General features: G+C 35.9%; 17 protein-coding genes. 12 read left to right on the forward strand and 5 right to left on the reverse strand.

Translation table 11 applies throughout. The features are described 5' to 3' along the window. Positions 1-96: 96 nt before the first annotated feature. The 5 genes from BBG48_RS04355 to BBG48_RS04375 form a co-directional block, all read right to left on the reverse strand. Positions 97-729: an ABC-2 transporter permease gene (locus BBG48_RS04355; protein ID WP_068912278.1), complete on the reverse strand. Its 633-nt coding sequence runs from the start codon at positions 727-729 to the stop codon at positions 97-99. Between the two features lies 1 nt (position 730). Beyond that, positions 731-1,321 (reverse strand): ABC-2 transporter permease, encoded by a 591-nt coding sequence (locus tag BBG48_RS04360; RefSeq protein WP_068912276.1) that lies wholly within the window; start codon positions 1,319-1,321, stop codon positions 731-733. Further along, positions 1,318-2,178: an ABC transporter ATP-binding protein gene (locus BBG48_RS04365; protein ID WP_068912275.1), complete on the reverse strand. Its 861-nt coding sequence runs from the start codon at positions 2,176-2,178 to the stop codon at positions 1,318-1,320. Before BBG48_RS04365 ends, BBG48_RS04360 begins: the two co-directional genes overlap by 4 nt. Before the next feature lie 24 nt (positions 2,179-2,202). Continuing rightward, entirely contained in the window at positions 2,203-2,574 is a 372-nt protein-coding gene (locus tag BBG48_RS04370) for a GntR family transcriptional regulator (RefSeq protein WP_068912819.1), read from the reverse strand. Positions 2,575-2,996: 422 nt separating this feature from the next. Beyond that, entirely contained in the window at positions 2,997-4,022 is a 1,026-nt protein-coding gene (locus BBG48_RS04375) for a threonine aldolase family protein (RefSeq protein WP_068912273.1), read from the reverse strand. 371 nt (positions 4,023-4,393) lie between these two features. Here BBG48_RS04375 and BBG48_RS04380 point away from each other — a divergent pair, with 371 nt between their 5' ends. From BBG48_RS04380 to BBG48_RS04435, 12 genes are all read left to right on the forward strand, one after another. Continuing rightward, complete coding sequence (locus BBG48_RS04380) at positions 4,394-4,702, forward strand: hypothetical protein (RefSeq protein ID WP_068912271.1); 309 nt, start codon at positions 4,394-4,396, stop codon at positions 4,700-4,702. 34 nt (positions 4,703-4,736) lie between these two features. Then, entirely contained in the window at positions 4,737-6,779 is a 2,043-nt protein-coding gene (locus tag BBG48_RS04385) for a V-type ATP synthase subunit I (RefSeq protein WP_068912270.1), read from the forward strand. Positions 6,780-6,782: 3 nt separating this feature from the next. Further along, a complete protein-coding gene (locus BBG48_RS04390; protein WP_068912268.1) occupies positions 6,783-7,265 on the forward strand; it encodes a V-type ATP synthase subunit K in 483 nt (160 codons plus the stop codon). Positions 7,266-7,307: 42 nt separating this feature from the next. Next, positions 7,308-7,904 carry a V-type ATP synthase subunit E gene (locus BBG48_RS04395; protein WP_068912266.1) on the forward strand — a complete coding sequence of 199 codons (597 nt, stop codon included), beginning with the start codon at positions 7,308-7,310 and terminating at the stop codon, positions 7,902-7,904. 9 nt (positions 7,905-7,913) lie between these two features. Beyond that, positions 7,914-8,879, forward strand: a complete 966-nt coding sequence (locus BBG48_RS04400; RefSeq protein ID WP_068912264.1) for a V-type ATPase subunit — start codon at positions 7,914-7,916, stop codon at positions 8,877-8,879. After that, the gene (locus BBG48_RS04405) at positions 8,872-9,192 is read left to right on the forward strand and encodes a V-type ATP synthase subunit F (RefSeq protein ID WP_068912262.1); all 321 of its coding nucleotides are present in this window, start codon (positions 8,872-8,874) and stop codon (positions 9,190-9,192) included. Before BBG48_RS04400 ends, BBG48_RS04405 begins: the two co-directional genes overlap by 8 nt. Positions 9,193-9,209: 17 nt before the next feature. Beyond that, the gene (locus BBG48_RS04410) at positions 9,210-10,979 is read left to right on the forward strand and encodes a V-type ATP synthase subunit A (protein WP_068912261.1); all 1,770 of its coding nucleotides are present in this window, start codon (positions 9,210-9,212) and stop codon (positions 10,977-10,979) included. Next, on the forward strand, positions 10,979-12,358 hold the full coding sequence (locus tag BBG48_RS04415; RefSeq protein ID WP_068912259.1) for a V-type ATP synthase subunit B: 1,380 nt from the start codon (positions 10,979-10,981) through the stop codon (positions 12,356-12,358). The genes BBG48_RS04410 and BBG48_RS04415 overlap by 1 nt, the downstream gene beginning before the upstream one ends. Positions 12,359-12,422: 64 nt before the next feature. Next, positions 12,423-13,313, forward strand: a complete 891-nt coding sequence (locus BBG48_RS04420) for a DMT family transporter (RefSeq protein ID WP_068912258.1) — start codon at positions 12,423-12,425, stop codon at positions 13,311-13,313. Positions 13,314-13,377: 64 nt separating this feature from the next. Beyond that, positions 13,378-14,034 carry a V-type ATP synthase subunit D gene (locus tag BBG48_RS04425; RefSeq protein WP_068912256.1) on the forward strand — a complete coding sequence of 219 codons (657 nt, stop codon included), beginning with the start codon at positions 13,378-13,380 and terminating at the stop codon, positions 14,032-14,034. 278 nt (positions 14,035-14,312) lie between these two features. Next, positions 14,313-14,954, forward strand: a complete 642-nt coding sequence (locus BBG48_RS04430) for a hypothetical protein (RefSeq protein WP_068912255.1) — start codon at positions 14,313-14,315, stop codon at positions 14,952-14,954. After that, positions 14,927-20,308 (forward strand): Ig-like domain-containing protein, encoded by a 5,382-nt coding sequence (locus tag BBG48_RS04435; protein ID WP_068912253.1) that lies wholly within the window; start codon positions 14,927-14,929, stop codon positions 20,306-20,308. Before BBG48_RS04430 ends, BBG48_RS04435 begins: the two co-directional genes overlap by 28 nt. Positions 20,309-21,040: the final 732 nt, after the last annotated feature.

The raw sequence follows: 21,040 nt of genomic DNA on the forward strand, positions 1-21,040 counted from the left end.
GCCTATAACTTTTGAAGATTTAACATTTTAAAGGATTTTATTAGCTTTTAGTATAAAAAAGAGTATCAAAGACAAGCTTTCTTTGATACTCTTTTTTTAAAAATCTTTTCTTTCAAATATTATGCGTGAAGTCATATAAGAAATAAAATATATTATCAATGATAAAGCAAGTAAAGTTAATCCTGCACCTGCATTTTTTGATAAAAATCTAATAAAATCGATTACATATCTGCCGATATTAAGTTTATTCAATATAGCAGGTGCTGTAAAAATGGCTAAGTATATGGCTAGGCTTATATAACTGGAACACTTTTGGTCAAACATCTCCAGCACCAAATTTATGGCAAACATCGTGCTACTGACAAAAAATACAAAGGAATAATTAAATAGTGAAAATTCAAAGGAATAATTTGAAACCTTGCTAAAAAATAAATTACCTAAAAATGCTGTAAATGTAATAAAAATAGCATAGCTAAGATAGGCGGTATATCGGTCGTCTATTATTTTTTTTCTAGACATTCCTAAAGACGAGAGCAGTATATTTTCTTGTGTGTTGTAATATAAGTGTAGCTTAAATCTTGAAAAAATATAGCTTACCATAAAAGCACAAGACACTGTAAATAAAAATTCGTGAGCATCAACAGATACAAAACAAAATAATAAAAGTACAATCGTAAAAATAATTTCGTCAATTTTTCTAAGCTCAAGGTTCTTTTTTATGGTAAACATATCAAAACTCCTTAGAATTCAATAAATCTATCATGATAAATTTTGATAAAATAAAAAGTAAGATTGCTAAAATACCAAAAATACTTACGTTTAAATTAAAGCCCTCTTCAGGTCTTAAAAATTTATTAAAAACAGCCTGTATCATTATAACGAAGGCTAAGGTTGTTATTATTGAGGCGGTTTTTGGACTAAAGGTGCAGGCGAAATTAAAAATACCTGCAAAAAGGAAGTTGAAAAATATAGGTACAAGAAGATAGTATAATTTGTAGTCATATCCAACAAAGCTCATACCTAGTGCAAATACCAAACCGGTTACAATTGAAATGCCTATGGAGATTAAATCATATATCATTTGTGCATTTACAAAGGTGTCTCTACTGATAGGCAAATTGTAAAAAGTGCTGTTTTTATTATTTTGTGTGTCCACATCGGAATGTAAGAAAGCCTGCAATATTATGAAGGTTGCAATGTCAGGCATGATTGCCAATGAATTATCTATAATAAAATAGAAAAATATTAGCAATGATAAAAGAGATAATATTGTAGATAAATCTGAGGATAAAATCAGATTTTTTCTAATTAAAGGTATCATAACAATTCTCCTCCCATTAAGGCTTTTTTATTATGATAGTACATTATATCCTCTAGGGTTGGTCGTTCAATTATTACACTTTTGCCATAGCCGGTATTTTTACTTAGAGCCTCAAATCCGAAATCCGTTTTTTTGTAGCCGATAAAGCTTTTTATCACTTCGTCATTAAGATAGTCATTTCCACCTTTTACAAGATGGTATTCGTCTAAAATCATATCTTTTTCTTTGGAAAAGACAATGCTACCATCATTTATAAAGGTGATATAGTCAGCGATTTTATCCAAATCAGAGGTAAGATGTGTGGAAAAAAATATAGTAGTCTCATATTTTGCCACAATTTCTTGCAGTATTTGGAGGATTTCTCTTCTAATTACTGGGTCAAGCCCGGCGGTTGGCTCATCCATTATTACTAACTTTGGATTATGAGCTAGAGCAAGAGCTAGGGCATATTTCATTTTTGTGCCTTTTGATAAGGTGCTTATCTTTTTTTCTTCGTCTAATTCAAATATTTGCAAAAATTTTTGATACTTTTCTTCGTCCCAATTTTTATAAAAGGGTTTGTAAATTTTAGTCATTTTTTTGATTGGAAGTCTATCGTAAAATACAGGCTCATCATAGACAAAGCCTATGTCTTGCTTGACTTCTTCCTCAAAGTCGACATTATCCTTACCAAAAATATTTATTTTACCGGAATTCTTTTTTGCCAAGTTCATTATCAATTTGATGGTTGTAGTTTTGCCTGCACCATTTGGACCGATAAAACCCATTATATATCCGGGCTCTATATCAAATGACACGTCCAAATCAAATTTTTCATAGCTTTTTTTGACATTAATTAGCTCCAATGTCTTATCCATATTTCCTCCTAGGGAAAAATTAATTTATTCTTCCATTAGCAAATTTATCATGTTTTTAATTTCTTTTTTTGACATTCCGATTGCCTTTGCGTCATTTAGTGCGTCTGAAAATTTTTGTTCAACAACGCTTATTCTTTTTTCTCTCATAAGGTTGGTGTCTTGAGCACTTACGAATGAGCCTCTACCTTGAAAGCTTTCGATAAAATTTTCATTTTCAAGCTCTTCATAGGCTCTTTTGGTAGTGATGACTGAGACTCCCAAATCTTTTGCAAGCGTCCTGATTGATGGGAGCATATAACCTGCTGGCAATTCTCCTGATATGATTGCATCTTTTATCTGAGTGGCAATCTGCTCATAAATAGATGTCTTATCAGTATTTGTTAAAATAATTTTCATAGTATCACCTAATAAAATGTATATATATACTATACACAATATATACAAAATAGACTTTGATGTCAATAGAAATTTTAAAATTTTTAATTCAAACAAAAAACCTCCCAGCACTTTTATTGCATAAGGAGGTTTTTAAAATATATTAGTTATCAAAATAAATCACTTTTAAAATCTTTTATAAATTTATTGTCTTGGCACAATGTATATTTTGATTTATTTTCTATCTGTCTATTCATCTTCTTCCAGCTCTTTTTCTATATCGTCAACTCACTCTTGGAAACTATTATAGCTTTTATATTTTTCAGGGGGTGCTATTATATCTTCTGTTTCTCTCATTGCCTCTAGGGTTTCTTCGTTTGGGATTTCTTTTTTTATATCATGGAATTCTCCTAAGGTAAAAAATTTAGGTTTCTAAATTTGAATTACATATTTAATAATAATTCTATCAATTCATCAACTTTTTTAGCGTCCGTTGCCCAAGAGGTAACTATTCTTATAACGGATGTTTTTTCGTCTAACACATAAGGCACTTCCACAGCAAAACTTTGTTTTAGCTTTTCTATTTGTGCATTAGATATTTGCATAAATATTTGGTTGCTTTCCACCTCGCTGTAAAATTTGTATTTAGATTTTAATTTGTCATAGATTTTTATTGCTAAATCGTTAGCATATTTTGCCAACTCAAAATATAAATTATCTCTGAACAGCTCTGCAAAGCTTATGCCAATTATCTTTGATTTAGCAGATATTGAGCCACGACATTTCATTTGACGGGTAAATTCTTTTTTTAGAGCGTCATTATTTATGACTACTGCCTCACCCATAGGAGCACCATTTTTTGTGCCACCGATGTAAAATACGTCAGTGTATTTGGCTAGCACTTCTTTTTTTATGTCATTTTTGTCAGAGCAAAGGGCAGAGCCTAGCCTTGCACCATCTAAAAATAAATACAAATCGTATTTCTTGCACATTTCCCATATAGCCTTTAGTTCGTCCAGCTTGTATATTGAGCCAAGCTCAGTTGAGTTGGATATATACACAGCTTTTGGCAGGCTCATGTGGTCGTCTTTTAAATTTACTTCCATAATTTTTTCTATATATTTTGGGTTGAGCTTGCCGTTTTCATTTGGGCAATTCATTATTTTATGACCGGACGCCTCTATTGCTCCACCTTCGTGCACGTTTATATGAGCGGTATCAACAGCTATTACAGCCTCAAAACTCCTAGTTAACATTGCGTCTATTATAGTCAAATTTGTTTGAGTGCCTGCCATGAAAAAATATACATCAGAATTTGGGCAGTAAAAACTCTTTTTTATCAGTTCCTTTGCCTCATCGCAAAATTTATCATCACCATAGCCTTTTGTCTGCACCATGTTATTTTTTGTAATAGCGTCTAAAATTTTTTCGTGCATAATTTCATTGTAATCATTGATAAAATAATACATTATTCCCCCTAAAAAATATATAAGTATGTAACTAAATTTTGATAGCTTTACTAGAATTTATCTAAACATATTATGACATATTATATACAAAAATTCCATAAAAATCGTTATTAAATAGTGATGGATTAATTTTATAAAATTTCATTTATAAAACACCTTTAAAATCAAAAAATAAATTTTTAATAAAAAATAGAACCATTTCAAATGAAAAGTAATATAATAATGAAAGCGGGGGTATGAAAGAATTCTAAGAAATACATTTAAAATTTGTTAGAATTAGTTTAAATCCTAGTAAATATGTGTTATAATCTTAATAATATATTAATTTTTCGTATCACATAAGATACAGCCCTGTTAGGAGGTTAAAGTGTATGGAAAATGAAATGATTGACAAGATAGTGCAGGCAGAACGGGAAGCGAAAGATTTTGAAGAGGAGGCTAAAAAAAATAAGGAGCATACCATAGCAGATGCTGAGGATATTGCTGAAAAAAATAGGCTACAATTCGAAGCTGAAAAGAAAACCTTAAAAGAAAGATTGGACGAATCCACCAGTCAAAAAAATAAGGCTGTCTTAGAGCAGTACCTAGCAGAATCACAATCAGAAATAAACAACCTAAAGCAAAAGGTATCCGACGACAAAAACTCAGCTATCACCTTAGTAATGTCACTAATCAGTTAAACAGAAAAATCATGTGCAAGGAGGTGTATGATATTTGGCTAAATTAAAAATGCAAAGCGTCAATATAGCAGGTATGAAACAAGATCAAAAGAAAATAATTGAAACTTTGCAAAGGCTTGAAGTAATGGACATAAAACAGCTTGACTCTCAAGAAGACGAAAAAAGTAAAAAACTATCATCTGAGATACTTCAAGAAAAAGAGAGCATAAAAAAAGACCTTGATATCAGCAATGACGCCCTAGAAATATTAAAAAGTCATGCTACCATATCAGAGCCATTTGTTCTTGTCGGCAGGCAAACCATGACAAAGCAGAGCTATGAAAATTACGAAAAAGAAAATTTGCAGCAGGATTTGTCATTAGCCGTCGAGCTAATTGAGGCAGAAAAAAAAGTAAAAGAAAATATCAACAAAATCTCTCAACTGTATGCGAAAGTAGAAGCTGTTAAGCCTTGGGAAAAATTAAATGTGCCACTAGATTTTTCAGGCACACAGACCACATCTTTTTACTTGGCAAACATACAAGGACAAAAAACTAAGCAAGAAGTAGATAAGATTATACAAGCTAAATTAGACGAAGAAAATGAAACAATCTACTTTGAAACCACAGTAGTATCCAGCTTAGATGTACTTACTTACATTACAGCTACCTGTTTAAAACAAGATGAGGAAAAGTTTTTATCGGCTTTAAGGGCGTCCGGCTTTGTCAGAGTAATATTTACAGAGGACGTGACCTCCTCCAAATTAATCGAGAATTCTCTAGCAAGCATACAGCAATTAAAACAGCAAAACGATGACATTATAAACTCTCAGATAATTTCTAAATCATCAGAAATAGACAGATTAAGACTATTAAATGATTATGAAAAAATGAGAAATGACCAAGTGGACGAGCTATCCAACTTATATGTCTCTAAAGAGGCTTTCGTATTAGCCGGATATGTGCCAAAGGTTAAATCAGAAGAATTAAAAAATTTAGTTGAGCAAAATTTCAACGCATATGTTGAGCTACAAGATACCGACCCTAATGACGAGGAAGTACCGGTATTACTAAAAAACAACGGTTATTCAGCACCGCTGGAAGGCGTGGTAGAGGCTTATAGCTTGCCGGGTGCAACAGATATAGACCCTACAGGGATAATATCTATATTTTATTATTTCATGTTTGGCATGATGTTATCTGATGCAGGTTATGGCTTGCTGATGTTTTTAGCAACGTCTATAGGCTTGGTTGCATATAAAGACAAGCTAGAGACACGCATGAAAAATATGCTTGCTATGTACTGGTTTTGCGGAGTATTCACCATTTTTTGGGGTATAATGTTCGGTTCATTCTTTGGCGACCTGATAGGCGTAGTATCAAAAACCTTCTTTGGCTCAGATTTTAAATTTGGACCGATGTGGTTTGACCCGGTAAGTCAGCCGATGAGACTTTTGACATTTGCACTGATAATAGGTGTAGTACATCTGTTCACAGGCTTATTTATAAAAGGTATCCAATTAGTACAGCAAAAAGACTACAAAGCTTTATTTGCTGATGTAATTTCATGGTTTGGAATACTTATAGGTTCGCTTATAGTATTACTTTCTACTGAGATGTTAGGAAATATTTTCGGTTACACACCGTCAATGCCTGCTGGGATATTGACTTTTGGTAAATACCTAGCAATAGCATCAGCTATATCAATCGTCCTTACCAATGGTTCATCACCAAATATAGGTGCTAAAATTGGGCAGGGCTTATATGCGTTGTATGGCATTTCAAGCTATTTAAGTGATGTACTTTCTTACTCAAGACTATTGGCATTAGGTCTAGCTACTGGAGTTATAGCATCTGTTATAAATATGATGGGTTCTATGGTTGCGACAGGCATAGGCGGCTTTATTGGTGCTATAGTTTTCATTGCGATAATGATATTCGGACATTTGGCTAATTTTGCTATAAACGCATTAGGAGCGTATGTTCATACAAACCGTCTACAATATGTAGAGTTATTTGGCAAGTTTTATGATGGCGGAGGCAGAAAATTCTCCCCTCTAAAAATGAATACTAAATATTACAAATTTAAGGAGAGGTAAGATATGGAAAATTTGGGTGTTGTTTTAGCATTATTTGGTGCTGCATTTGCAGCGTTATTTGCAGGTATAGGTTCATCAATTGGTGTTGGTAAGGCAGGTCAGGCGGCAGCAGGCGTTGTAGCTCAAGACCAAACCATGTTTGGTAAAGTTTTAGTGCTACAGTTACTTCCAGGTACACAGGGTATATATGGTCTACTTGTTGCATTTATCACACTAACTCAGATAGGTATCCTAGGCGGAGACCCTAACATATCTGTTGCTAAGGGTGCGTTATATCTTGCTGCTTGTTTACCAATAGCATTTGTAGGGCTTATGTCAGGTAAATATCAGGGTGAATGTTCAATAGCATCTATCATGTTAGTAGCAAAACAGCCTGACCAATTTGGTAAAGCTATGATATTCCCAGCGATGGTTGAAACATATGCCGTTTTAGCATTACTAGTATCTATACTTTCAGTTAATGCGGTTGGCGGATTACAAATATAGTTAGTCTATAAAACCGATAAAATTAATAATAGGGGGATAGATATGACGGGACTTGATAAAATCCTCGATGAAATAAAGCTAAAAGGGCAGCAAAAAGCTAAGAAAATTGACGAAGAGGCTCAAAAATTATCTTCTGAAATATTGCAAAAAGCAGAGCTTGCTCTTGCTCAGCAAAAGGAAGAATTTGCTAAACAAAACGAAAAATTTGAAAAGCTTGAGCTGGAAAAAGGATTATCCAGTGCCTTATCTCAAAAAAATAAGGAGATATTAAAGAGCAAACAGGAACTTATAGTTGAAGTTATTGAAGATGCGAAAAAATATATCTCAAATTTGGACAAGGATAAATCAAATGAGTTTTGGGGCAAAATAGCTGCTAAATACGCTCACAAAGAGGACGGAATAATAAAATTAAATAGCAAAATACAAGACCAGGATAAAGCGGCGTTTGTAGATAGCTTGAACAAGGCTTTAGAGCAAAATTCCAAGGGAAAACTTACTCTATCTGATGATACAATCAAGTCGGATACCGGTTTTGTAATGATATATGGAGACGTAGAAGAAAATTGTACTCTTGATGCTGTAATGGATAACAATCAGGAGCTTTTACAAGATAAGTTGAACGAGTACTTGTTCGGATAGGAGGATGCCATGGCAAAAGACGAATATATATTCGCGGTAGCAAGGGTAAAAGCTATGGAAAATGAGCTACTAAAAAAACAAGATATCGACTCGCTTATTAGTGCTACAAACATGGATGCAGTCCAAAGAATACTTGTTGACAAAGGCTTGATACAAAACGAAACAGAAATGAATAATTTTGTGGAAGTGCAAAATAATAAGCTTTGGAGCTTTATATCAGAGTTGACACAGGACAAGGGTGTATTTGTAACAATAAAATTAAAAAATGATTTTCACAATGCAAAAGTAGCCATTAAATCGGAATATATGGGACAGGACAACGAAAACTTATACGAGCAAGATAGTATAATCTCGTATAAGGAGATAGAAACTGCTGTAAAAACAAAAACTTTTTCAAATTTGCCTGCTTTTATAGCACCTTATGTAGAAAAAGCTTATGAAATAATATTCAAAACAAATGACCCACAGCTTTCTGACAGTATTTTAGACAAAGGACAGCTATTTGCTATGAACGAGTTTGCACAAAATAATGGCAGTGATGTACTTATCGACTATGCAAAAACTCAAGCTACCATAGCAGACATAAAAATTGCTGTCAGGGGAGCGAAAACAAAAAAAGACCAAAGTTTTTTTGATAACGCTCTTAGCGGAGTATCAGAATTTAATTTAAATCAGCTATCTAATATAGCCTCTCAGGGAGAAGATAGCCTATATTCCTTCTTAGAAAATTCAGGCTATACAGAAACAGTGGATTTATTAAAGGATGACTTTTTGCGTTTTGAAACATGGGCAGACAACAAAATTATGGAGGACATAGAAAAACAAAAATATGTATTTACCACTATATCTCCAATAATTGCCTATATATTAGCAAGACAAAATGAAATTAAGAACGTAAACATTATAATAGCATCAAAGAAAAATGGTATAAATGAAGAAGATATAAGAAAGATGGTGACAAAGTCTTATGTATAAAATAGCGGTTTTAGGTGACAAAAACAGCATACAAGGCTTTTTGGCAATAGGTCTTTCAGTATTTTCTCCAAACGGATACGAGGAAGCTAAAGATATACTGCATGACCTTGTTGAGCAAGAATATGGTATAATCTATATAACAGAAGAGTTTCAAGAAATGTTACAAAAAGAAATTGATGAATATGCAGACTCATATTTACCGGCAATAATCCCAATACCCGGAGTAAAGGGCAACACCGGCAAAGGAATGCTAAATGTTAAAAAATCTGTAGAACGTGCAGTAGGCTCAGATATTATTTTCGGCAACGATTAAAAAAAGGTGGTTAACATATGGAAAAAGGTGTTATCAAGAAAATTGCGGGACCACTCGTAATTGCATCTAATATGAAACACGCAAATATGTTCGACGTTGTGCGTGTTAGTGAAAGACGCCTCATCGGTGAAATTATAGAAATGCACGGTGATGAAGCGTCCATACAGGTTTACGAAGAAACCTCAGGTCTAAAACCGGGAGAAGAAGTAGTATCAACCCAAATGCCACTTAGTGTAGAGCTAGGACCTGGACTTATTGGTGGTATATATGATGGTATACAAAGACCGCTAGAAAAAATCATGGAAAAAGTAGGTACAAACCTGCAAAGAGGTGTAGAAGTACCATCACTAGACAGAGAAAAGAAATGGAATTTTGAACCAACACAGTCTGTCGGCAATCATGTAGAGCAAGGCGATGTACTTGGTACAGTAGAAGAAACAGAAGTTGTTACACAAAGAATAATGGTACCTGTTGGCATTAGTGGTGAACTTATTGATATAAAATCAGGAGAATTTTCAGTAGACGAAGTAATCGCTAAAGTAAGAACAGAAAATGGCGAAGAAAAAGAAATTACTATGCTACAAAAATGGCCAGTGCGTGTGCAAAGACCATACAAGCAAAAATTCTCACCAAACATACCACTTATCACAGGACAAAGAGTTATAGATACATTATTCCCAGTTGCAAAAGGTGGGGTTGCAGCAGTACCTGGACCATTTGGTAGCGGTAAGACAGTTGTACAGCACCAATTAGCAAAATGGGCAGATGCAGAAATAGTAGTCTACATAGGCTGCGGAGAACGTGGTAACGAAATGACTGACGTTCTAAATGAATTTCCGGAACTAGTTGACCCTAAGACCGGAGAGTCCTTGATGAAAAGAACTGTTTTAATAGCAAACACTTCAGATATGCCGGTTGCTGCACGTGAGGCGTCTATATATGTAGGTATCACTATAGCAGAATATTTCAGAGATATGGGATATTCAGTAGCACTTATGGCAGACTCCACTTCACGTTGGGCAGAGGCACTTCGTGAAATGTCAGGTCGTCTTGAAGAAATGCCGGGCGAAGAAGGTTATCCAGCATACCTAGGCTCAAGACTTGCTCAATTCTATGAAAGAGCAGGACTAGTTGACACACTTGGTCAAGAGCCAAGACGTGGTGCACTTTCAGTTATAGGTGCAGTTTCTCCTCCGGGAGGAGATATTTCTGAGCCGGTTTCTCAGGCAACACTGCGTATAGTAAAAGTTTTCTGGGGACTAGACGCAAACCTAGCATATAGGAGACATTTCCCAGCCATTAACTGGCTAACAAGCTATTCATTGTATGCAGATACATTAGGAAAATGGTTTGAAACAGAAGTTGACGAAGATTGGATGAAACTTAGAGCCAAAATGATGGGACTACTTGATGACGAATCAAGACTACAAGAAATAGTTCAATTAGTCGGTATGGATGCACTTTCTTCAGAAGATAGACTAAAGATGGAGGTAGCACGTTCAATCAGAGAAGACTATCTACACCAAAATGCCTTCCATGACATAGACACCTTTACATCCGGTAAGAAACAGGCAAAACTGATGAGACTTATATTTGCCTTTTATGATGAGTCCTTAAAAGCATTAAAATCAGGTACAAAAATATCTGAAATTGAAAAAATGCCTATTAGAGAGGACATAGGTAGATATAAATACACAGAAGAAAAAGACATTCAGCAGGCTTACGACAACATAATGGATAAGCTTAAAAAAGAAATGCAAGAAATTACGAACAAGGAGGATAAATAATGCCAAAAGAATATAGAACCATACAAGAAGTAGCAGGACCTCTAATGTTTGTAAAAGATGTTGAAGACGTAGCCTATGATGAGCTTGGAGAAATAGAGCTTGCCAACGGAGACAAAAAGCGTTGCAAGGTACTGGAAATAAATGGTACAAATGCAGTAGTACAATTATTTGAAAGCTCCACAGGCATAAATCTAGCTGAGTCTAAAGTAAGATTTTTAGGTAGAAGTATGGAGCTGGGCGTATCAAAGGATATGCTAGGTAGAGTATTCGATGGACTAGGCAGACCAAAAGATGGCGGACCTGAAATATTACCTGAAAAAAGATTAGATATAAACGGCGTACCTATGAACCCGGCAGCAAGAGACTATCCTCAAGAATTCATTCAGACAGGTGTATCTGCCATAGATGGGCTAAACACACTAGTTAGAGGACAAAAGTTACCAATATTTTCAGCCAGTGGACTTCCACACGCTAACTTAGCCGCGCAAATCGCTAGACAAGCACAGGTTAGAGGTACAAACGAGCAGTTCGCCGTAGTATTTGCAGCTATGGGTATAACTTTTGAAGAGGCACATTTCTTCACAGAAAGCTTTACTCAAACAGGAGCAATAGACAGAACAGTAATGTTTGTCAACCTTGCAAATGACCCTGCAGTAGAAAGAATATCTACACCGCGTATGGCACTGACAGCTGCCGAATACCTAGCATTTGACCTAAATATGCACGTCCTTGTAATACTTACAGATATCACAAACTACGCAGACTCACTTCGTGAAATATCAGCAGCAAGAAAAGAAGTACCTGGACGTAGAGGATATCCGGGATATATGTATACCGACCTTGCTACAATGTATGAAAGAGCAGGTAGAAAAAAAGGACATACAGGAAGCATCACAATGATACCAATCCTAACAATGCCTGAAAATGATAAAACTCACCCAATCCCTGACCTTACCGGATACATCACAGAAGGACAGATAATACTGTCTAATGATTTGTATAGACAAGGCATTACACCACCGGTAGATGTACTTCCATCCTTATCAAGACTTAAAGATAAAGGCATAGGCAAGGGAAAAACTAGAAAAGACCACGCAGATACAATGAACCAATTATTTGCAGCTTATGCTAGAGGAAAAGAGGCAAAAGAATTAATGGTAGTATTAGGTGAGGCTGCCCTTACAGAAATAGACTTACTTTATGCAAAATTCTCAGACGAATTTGAACAAAGATACGTTTCACAAGGCTACGAAACCAATAGAACCATAGAAGAAACATTGGACTTAGGCTGGGATTTACTTGGAATATTACCAAAGAGTGAGCTAAAGAGAATAAAAGACGAATACATCGAAGAATTTTATAAACCAAGACAAAACTAGATATAAATTGTTGACAAAATGATAATAAATATATTTTTAAATATTAGACAGTAAGGGGTATTTTTTGAACCATACAGGTGAAATTGCAGCATTAAGTGCAGCTTTTATTTGGGCGTTTAACGGCTTAATAGTTGAGCGGAAAACGAAAAATATCCCTCCGCTAGTCTTAAATTTTATAAGATTATCTATAGCATTAATTTTAGTGACTATAATAACACTATTTGATAACGGTTCTATAATAGAGCCAAACATCACAGCAAGACAGTGGTTTTGGATGCTGCTGTCAGGGGTGTTAGGCTTTACTATGGGGGATACCTTTCTTTTCAAGTCATTTCAAACCATAGGAGCACGATTATCTACGCTGATATATAACTTTTATCCAGTAGTAGTTGCACTAATTAGTTTTTTTCTTTTTGGTGAAACCCTGACAAGCTTTAATATATTGGCAATAGTGCTGGTAATAAGTGGTATTCTTTTAGTTGTAAATAAAAAGCCGAAAGATAGTGGCGATTACTCTGCTTATAAAATCACACTAAAGACACTGTTACCTGTTTCTATAGCTATTTTAGGGCAATCACTGGGCTTAGTGACGAGTAAATATGCACTGGAAACCTTGACAACAATGGCGGGTACGCAAATACGCCTTATAGGCGGATTATTTGGCATAACAGCAATATTTGCTATACAAAACAAATGGAATAAACTAAATGTAATTCGAGGTGATAGAGCATCTTGCATAGCTATTGCATACGTTGGTGTGTTTGCAACATTTTTAGCTGGACTATTATCCATGATAGCTATAAAATTTGCACCGGCAGCAGTAGCATCTGCACTTATGTCAACTACACCGGTATTAGTCCTACCGGCGTCATGGATTACCACAAGACAAAAGATATATCCTGTAGAAATTATAGGAGCAATATTAGCTTTAAGTGGGATTACATTGCTAATATAAGATTTAAAAAAGAGTTCTAAAATTTTAGTATCACTCTTTAACTATTTAATAAGGGAGGGATATAATGGCGAGTAAAACAGTCAATCCTACCAGAATGGAGCTAACCAAGCTAAAAGGCAAGCTGAAAACCGCAACAAGAGGACATAAGCTGCTCAAGGACAAAAGAGACGGACTTATGAAAGAATTTTTAGATTTGGTTAGAAGAAATAAAGAACTAAGAGAAAACGTAGAAGAAAAAATAAAAAAATCCAACGCCAAATTTGCAGTGAGTGCGGCAACCATGTCAGATAAAGCACTAAAAACGGCAATAATGGCACCAAAACAAGAAGTATACCTAAAAGTAGATAGTAGAAACGTTATGAGTGTAGATATCCCAAAATTCAACACAACAACAAAAAGTGTAAACACTGATGACATCTATGCCTATGGGTATGCCTTCACATCTATGCAGCTTGATGACTCAGTGAAAGAATTGTCCGAAGTATTACCGGCTCTATTAGAGCTGGCAGAGGCGGAAAAAGCCACTCAATTAATGGCAAGTGAAATAGAAAAGACCAGAAGAAGAGTAAACGCACTGGAATATGTTCTGATACCTGATATGCAGACAAAAATAAAATATATCCAAATGAAACTGGACGAAAATGAAAGAAGTACCCAAATAAGACTGATGAAAGTAAAAGACATGGTCTTAGAAGACGCCCACCACTACAAAGAAAAATAATAAAAATCCTGATATAATACCATTAGTAAAAATGGCTTGTATCAGGATTTTTTGCATTTAAAATATATAAAAACCTAATTGAAAGAGCAGTAGATTGTAGGCGTCCTACTAAGGCGAAAAAGCTCCAAGATGAACATAATAAACCTAATTCCACATTTTAATGTAGCTTTAGTATAAAATCTAGTCCTATGTATATTTTTTTATATAGATATCTGTAAACTTATCTTAAAATGATGTATAATTAAAAAGTATTTTATAAATGAAAGCGTGAGGTGCGTATGAAACGAAAAAAAATTAGTGCAGTTTTATTAGCGTCTATATTAGCCGCTACACCGGTATTCCAGCTAAGACAGTCATTTGCAGAGCCTGGGGGCAGTCCGTCAGATGCTATACCTGTCGCCGGATTAAATGCAGCACAAAAAGGTACAGTTTGGGGTAAAGTATATGTATCCATGAATGCCTCACCTGTTTCCTGCGATGCTGCCCCTCCGGCGGATATTCCTTTACCAGATGTACCAATCATATACAGATGGATGGATAAGGACGGCTCAATCAGTCCATATTACAAGACTAGCTCAGGCAGTGACGGCTCATATTTCATTAAGATGCCATTATTTACGACAAATATAAATGGCAAAGAAGTAACCCACAACTTTGTTGCAGGGATAATTGCTAATTATCAGCAGATACAAATGTTTATAGACCCTGAATGGTTTAAAAGTGGAGTGGGTGCAAATTACCAGTCAGCATTTAACTCCTTGTATGGAAATTTTGGCGGTATAAACTCCATCATGTCAGGCTATACTACATGGGAGTCGGTGCAACAACAGGTTAAAAACTTTAATATTTTAGTGCAAAAAAACCAAATCTTACATTACACTCTGGCACACCAGTGCAAACACAACCTACAGCACCATTAGGCACTAACTACAAATCTTTTGCAGAGCTTAACAGAGTAAGAGGGATTGTATTTTACGATTGGGGATACACAGAGCTTTGCACCTATAGTCCGGCATACACAGAAGGCGACAGACCGATAAAAGGCAAAAAAGTAACCGTCACAGTTGGTAACAAGAGTGGCGGAGGATATCAGACATTTACTACTACTACAAATGCAGAGGGTATATTTGATATTGACCTAAAGGATAAAAAAGTAGATATCAAGCAAATTTATGTTTCAGTAGAAGGCATACAAGATGCAACCTTTTATACTCCATTTGCAACCCAACAATACTACAGTGCACCTGAAGTAGGGGGAGCTATAGGCTCACTTATCACACAAAAATTATATTCACTGGACTTTGCATACAAAGCAAACCCTGAGTTTAACATAGTAAAATATGACACCACAGGCTCTGCTGATACCACAGCATATCCCGGCTATCAAGTCTCAACATCAACAACTAAGGTAGCAGAGCAATCAGGACCATACACTATTAGATGGGTAAAACCGGTTTTAAATGCTAAAGGGGAAATAACCGGTACACAAATAATCTCTACCAGCGAACCATTATATCCTGATAACAACAGAGAATTACCTGACTTCCCTATGTATGTACCTGCAACGCTTGAACAAGACACAATATATAGAGCAGAGCTGGTATCACCTACAGGAAAAGTAATGCAGCTTGACTCATTCCTAGCAAAAAAAGATGCTCCACAGGAAAAAGTAGTACCTGCACCTGTAATTAATCCGGTAACATCGGACGATAAAGTTATAACAGGTACGGCACCGGCAAATTCAACAGTGACAGTTACATTACCAAATGGAGTTCCAGTTACAGCAACTACAGACGCAAATGGAGCATGGTCTGCACCATTACCTAGTAATGTTTCGCTTGCTAAAGATCAAACTATAACAGCAAAAACCACAGTAGATGGAAAAGACAGTGTAGCGTCAAACACAGTAGTCACACAAAAACCTACCCCAAAACAAAGCGAATTGCCTACTATAGACACAATAAACACAGAAACTACAAATATTACTGGTACGGGCACTCCGGGTTCTAAAGTCACAGTCACAGTTGATGGAAAATCACAGACAGTTGATGTAAATTCAAGCGGTACATGGACATCTCCAGTGCCATCAGGAGCAAAACTAGATGCTGGCGATACAGTATCAGCTACACAAACAACGACAGTAAACGGAAACGCTTTGGAGTCAAGTGCACCGTCTACAACAAAAGTCATACAGGCAGTCAAACAAATAAGTGAAGTTCCGGTAATAAATTCGGTAAATACAGAAAGTAAAAAAATAACTGGTACAGGCACACCCGGCTCTACAGTGACAGTGACAATAGGAAGTCAAGCCATAACTAAAACCGTAGAAAATGATAATACATGGAGTATTCCTATAAGTGGACTAACTAATCCTTTAACAGCAAATACAAATATCACAGCCACACAAACAGAAACAGGCAAAGACCCAAGCCCAGCTATAAATACAGTAGTTACTCCAGCACCTGTAAAAAATATAGCACCACCAACAATAAATCCGGCAACACAAGGGGATACATCTGTAAAAGGTAGCGGACAACCTGGTACAAATATTACAGTGACAATAGGTGGAACTCCACATGATGTAACCACAAAACCGGACGGTTCTTGGGAACTAAATGGAGTTAATTTACAACCGGGTGAAACAATAGAAGTCACTCAAACCGTAGACGGCAAAACACAAACAGCAACAACTACAGTGCCAGCGGTAATATCAGAAACACTAAAACCACCAACTATAGACCCGGTGAGATACGGAATTGTGAATTTTACAGGTACAGCCGAACCTAATGCTAGTATTACAATAGTAGCACATAATAAGGAATATACAGGTACAGCGGGTAGTGATGGTAAATATAACATACCTATAGGTGGTACAGTATTGGATAATGGGGATGTAATATCTGCAACTCAAACTGTAAATGGAAAAACAAGTGCAGCAGCAACAACTACATTTACAAAAGATGGTGTAAAGAGTTCTTATTTACCTCCGTCAATAGATAATGTAAGCACAATAAGCACTTCTGTATCAGGTACAGGAAAAAAAGGCTCACCTATAGAAGTGACCCTACAAGATGGTAAATTAATAGGAAAAGCTACAGTAGGTGATGATGGTAAATGGACAGTACCAGTGCCAAGTGATGTTACATTACAAGAGGGAAACACTGTTATTGTAGTAGCAACTAATACAGATAATAATGTTAAGCCTAAAACAGGCACAGCCTCAACCACAGTATACAAAGATACCACTCCGGCTAAAGCACCTACAATAACACAACCAAAGGCTGGAGATGCAAAAGTTTCAGGTACAAATGGTACACCTGGAGCAAAAATTACAGTCGCATTTCCAAATGGCGGCAAAGAAACGGCAACAGTACAATCTGATGGAACTTGGAAAGTGCAAGTACCGGATGGAAAAACATTAGTACCTGACAATATAATAACTGCTACAGAAACCTATAACGGACAAGACGTATCATCATCAACCCAAGTATCACCTGCTCCAGTCACCAATCAACCAAGTGCACCACCTACTATAAATCCTGTCACTGCTACTAGCACAGAAATAACAGGCACAGGTGAAAAGGGAGCAACAATCAGCGTAACATATCCAACAGCAGGCGGAGATGTTACTAAGGAAGTGACAGTAGACACAAATACAGGTACATGGACAGTGCCACTAGACGGTGACACCCTAAGCCCTGACGGCACAATTTCAGCAAAACAAGATATCGATGGAAAAAATGACGATACATTTATATACTCACCTGAGGTAACAACCAAAGTGCCACAAAAACCGGTAGCACAAATAGTAATCCCAACTCCAACCATTTCTACAGTAAAAGCAGAAGATAAAGTAATCCAAGGCAAAGGCGAAGTAGGAGCTACAGTCACAGTTACATTACCTGATGGCACTAAAACTACCGCAGTAGTGGATAGCAACAAAAACTGGATAGTAAACGTACCACCGACAATGACACTCAAGGAAACACAAGAAATAAAAGCTACACAAACACCAAATGGCGGTACAACACCAAGTGCAGAAATAAAAACCACAATAATAAAAAAAGAAGAGCCAACACAAAGTAACGCACCTACTATAGACCCAATGCAGATAGGAGCTACAACAATATCAGGTACAGGTGACCAAGGTTCAAAAATAACTTTGACAATTCCTGCATCTAATAATGTGTCAGGAACTCCAATTTCAATAGATACAACTGTTGGAAATGATGGCAAATGGACAGCAACTATTCCGCCAAACACACTAATAGATAGCACAAATAACAAAGTAATAGCAGTACAGACAACCACCACATCGACAGGTACTGAATTACCACAAAGTGGAGCAGTAACAGCCACCATCCCACTACCTGACCCAAATGCACAAACCTCAAAAAGTGCTCAGCCTGTAGTAAATCCACCAATAGCTGGAGAAACAACAATTACAGGTAAAGGTGCACCTGGCTCTACAATCACAGTTACAGTATCCGACCCTAATGACCCAAGTGCAACTAAAACCATAACTGTAACAGTAGACGAGCATGGTGATTGGACAGCAACAGTTCCACAGCTTAAAACAACAGATAATATAACAGTAACACAAAAAACCGGAGCAAATATAGTTAGTGATGAAGTGTCTGTTACACCAAAACAAGTAACTAAATCAGATACACCGACAATAGACGAGGTAAGCTCTGAAGATAAAAACATAACAGGAACAGGTAAAACAGGGGCAACAGTTACAGTAAAAGTAAAGGATGAAAATCCGGCATCTGCCAAAGTAGTTGACGGAACATGGGCAATACCTATAACCACCAAACTAAATGGCGGAGAGACAATCACAGCCGTACAAAAAGATGGATTAAATACCTCAAGCGACCCTGCGTCAGTAACAGTAAAAGAAGAAAAAGAAGTAAGCAATCCCCCAACAATCACAACACCATCAGTAGGAGCTACCACAGTATCAGGTACAGGTACACCTGGGTCAGAAATCGAGCTTACCTTACCCGGAGGACATAAAGTAACTACTACAGTAAAAGACGACTCATATCTTGATGATAGTGGTAAACCGGTGGTTAAAGGAACATGGACAGTACCATTAAAATATTTAGTAGACGACTCAAACACAGGCAAAAGAGAAATAGAATACAAATTAAATCCATCAGACACAATAACCGCAACACAACATACAGACGGCATGAAGATTAGCCACTCAGTATCAGCAAGCACAGCATCACAGTCAGGCGGTAGTTCGTCCAGCAGTTCTTCTAGTTCCTCAAGCTCATCATCGGAAAATAGCGGTGGAAGTGGCGGAACCAAGCCAAACAAAGATACTAAAAAAGAAGACGCAAAATCACCTCAAACAACAGAAAAAGCCACTATACAAAACGTTACAGACAATCTAATCAAAGGCACAACAACACCAAACTCATCGATTAAAGCGTACGACAAAGACAATAAACTAATAGGAAAAACAAAATCTGATGAAGATGGTAAATTTTCACTTGAAATGCTACGTCAAGTATCAGGTACAAGAGTAAAATTGCAAATAACTGATGAAAATGGAAATCAGACCGTCACCTATATAGAAATAGGCGAGGCTGAAATACCATTAGGAACAATAACGCTAAATAGAAAAGACCATATGGCATATATGGTAGGCTATCCTGACAAGACCTTCAGACCAAGTAGAAGTATGACAAGAGCAGAGCTGGCGACTGTTTTATACAACATCTCTATCTTACCAAATGCAGGAGGGGAAAATAGCCTATTTAAAGATATAAAACCAATGGATTGGTTTGCTATTAAAGTAAACGTAATAGGCGGCTACAACGTTATGTCAGGATATGAAGATAAGAGTTTCCGCCCATTAAATGGAATTACAAGAGAAGAATTTGCATCCGTAATGGCAAGATTTATACCTGCAACAGACAAGACGAATCCATTCTCTGACTCACAAGACAGATGGTCATCAGATGCTATAGGTGCACTTTATCAAGCCGGATATATCACAGGATACCCTGATGGTACATTTAAACCTGAAAAAGAAATCACAAGAGCAGAAGTGGCATCAATAATTAACAAAATGCTGGACAGAAAAGCAGACTCACAAGCTTATTCATTAGTATCACAACACTTTACAGATGTAAATGAAAACCACTGGGCATACAATGACATAATAGAGACTACAAATTCTCACGATTACAACAGAAGAGATAGTCTAGGCATCCAAGAAGATTGGACAGAAAATACAACAAATAAAAAAACTTATTAGTATAAAAAACAAAAACTTGCCTTTCCTATTATATTATAGTAGGAAAGGCAAGTTTTTTAGCTTGCACAACCATTGTGCAAGATTAAAATTCCAAAAAACATCATAAATTATATCTTGAAAAGAATACAAAAAAGGAATATAATCGAATTATATTAGCAAAAAGCAAATCATTAGACGATACATTAAAAGCGTTTAGCAACCTAGTAGACGCTATGAACGAGATTATGACCAAAAAAGACGAAGGAACAAAAATAAAAATGTAATTTAAGAAAAATAAAAAAATAGTAAAACCGAAAGCAATTAGAACTAAAAACTTAAATTAAAAAAGATCTCAAGTGGCAAAAAATACTGCTTGAGGTCTTTTACATAAAAAAATAAAAAAAATAAAAAAAATAAAAAAATATACTTGACATCCTAAACCAAAAATGATAATATAATAAAGCTCAAAAGAGCAAAGCAAAAACATCTGAAAAGAACAAAAAAAGATTTAAAAAAAATAAAAAAAGTTCTTGACAAGATAAAAAAACAAAGATATAATATAAAAGCTGTCGCTAAGAAGCGACAAAAAACAAAATGAACAATGAAAAAAGGATAGTAAACAAAAGCAAATCTTAAGAATAAGATTAGCACCATAAAACAAGTAAACAAAGTCAGTAAGGATAAACATACTGAAGTCTAAGTCAAATTTTAATTGAGAGTTTGATCCTGGCTCAGGATGAACGCTGGCGGCGT

Source organism: Criibacterium bergeronii (assembly GCF_001693775.2).
GTDB classification, from domain to species: Bacteria; Bacillota; Clostridia; order Peptostreptococcales; family Filifactoraceae; genus Peptoanaerobacter; species Peptoanaerobacter bergeronii.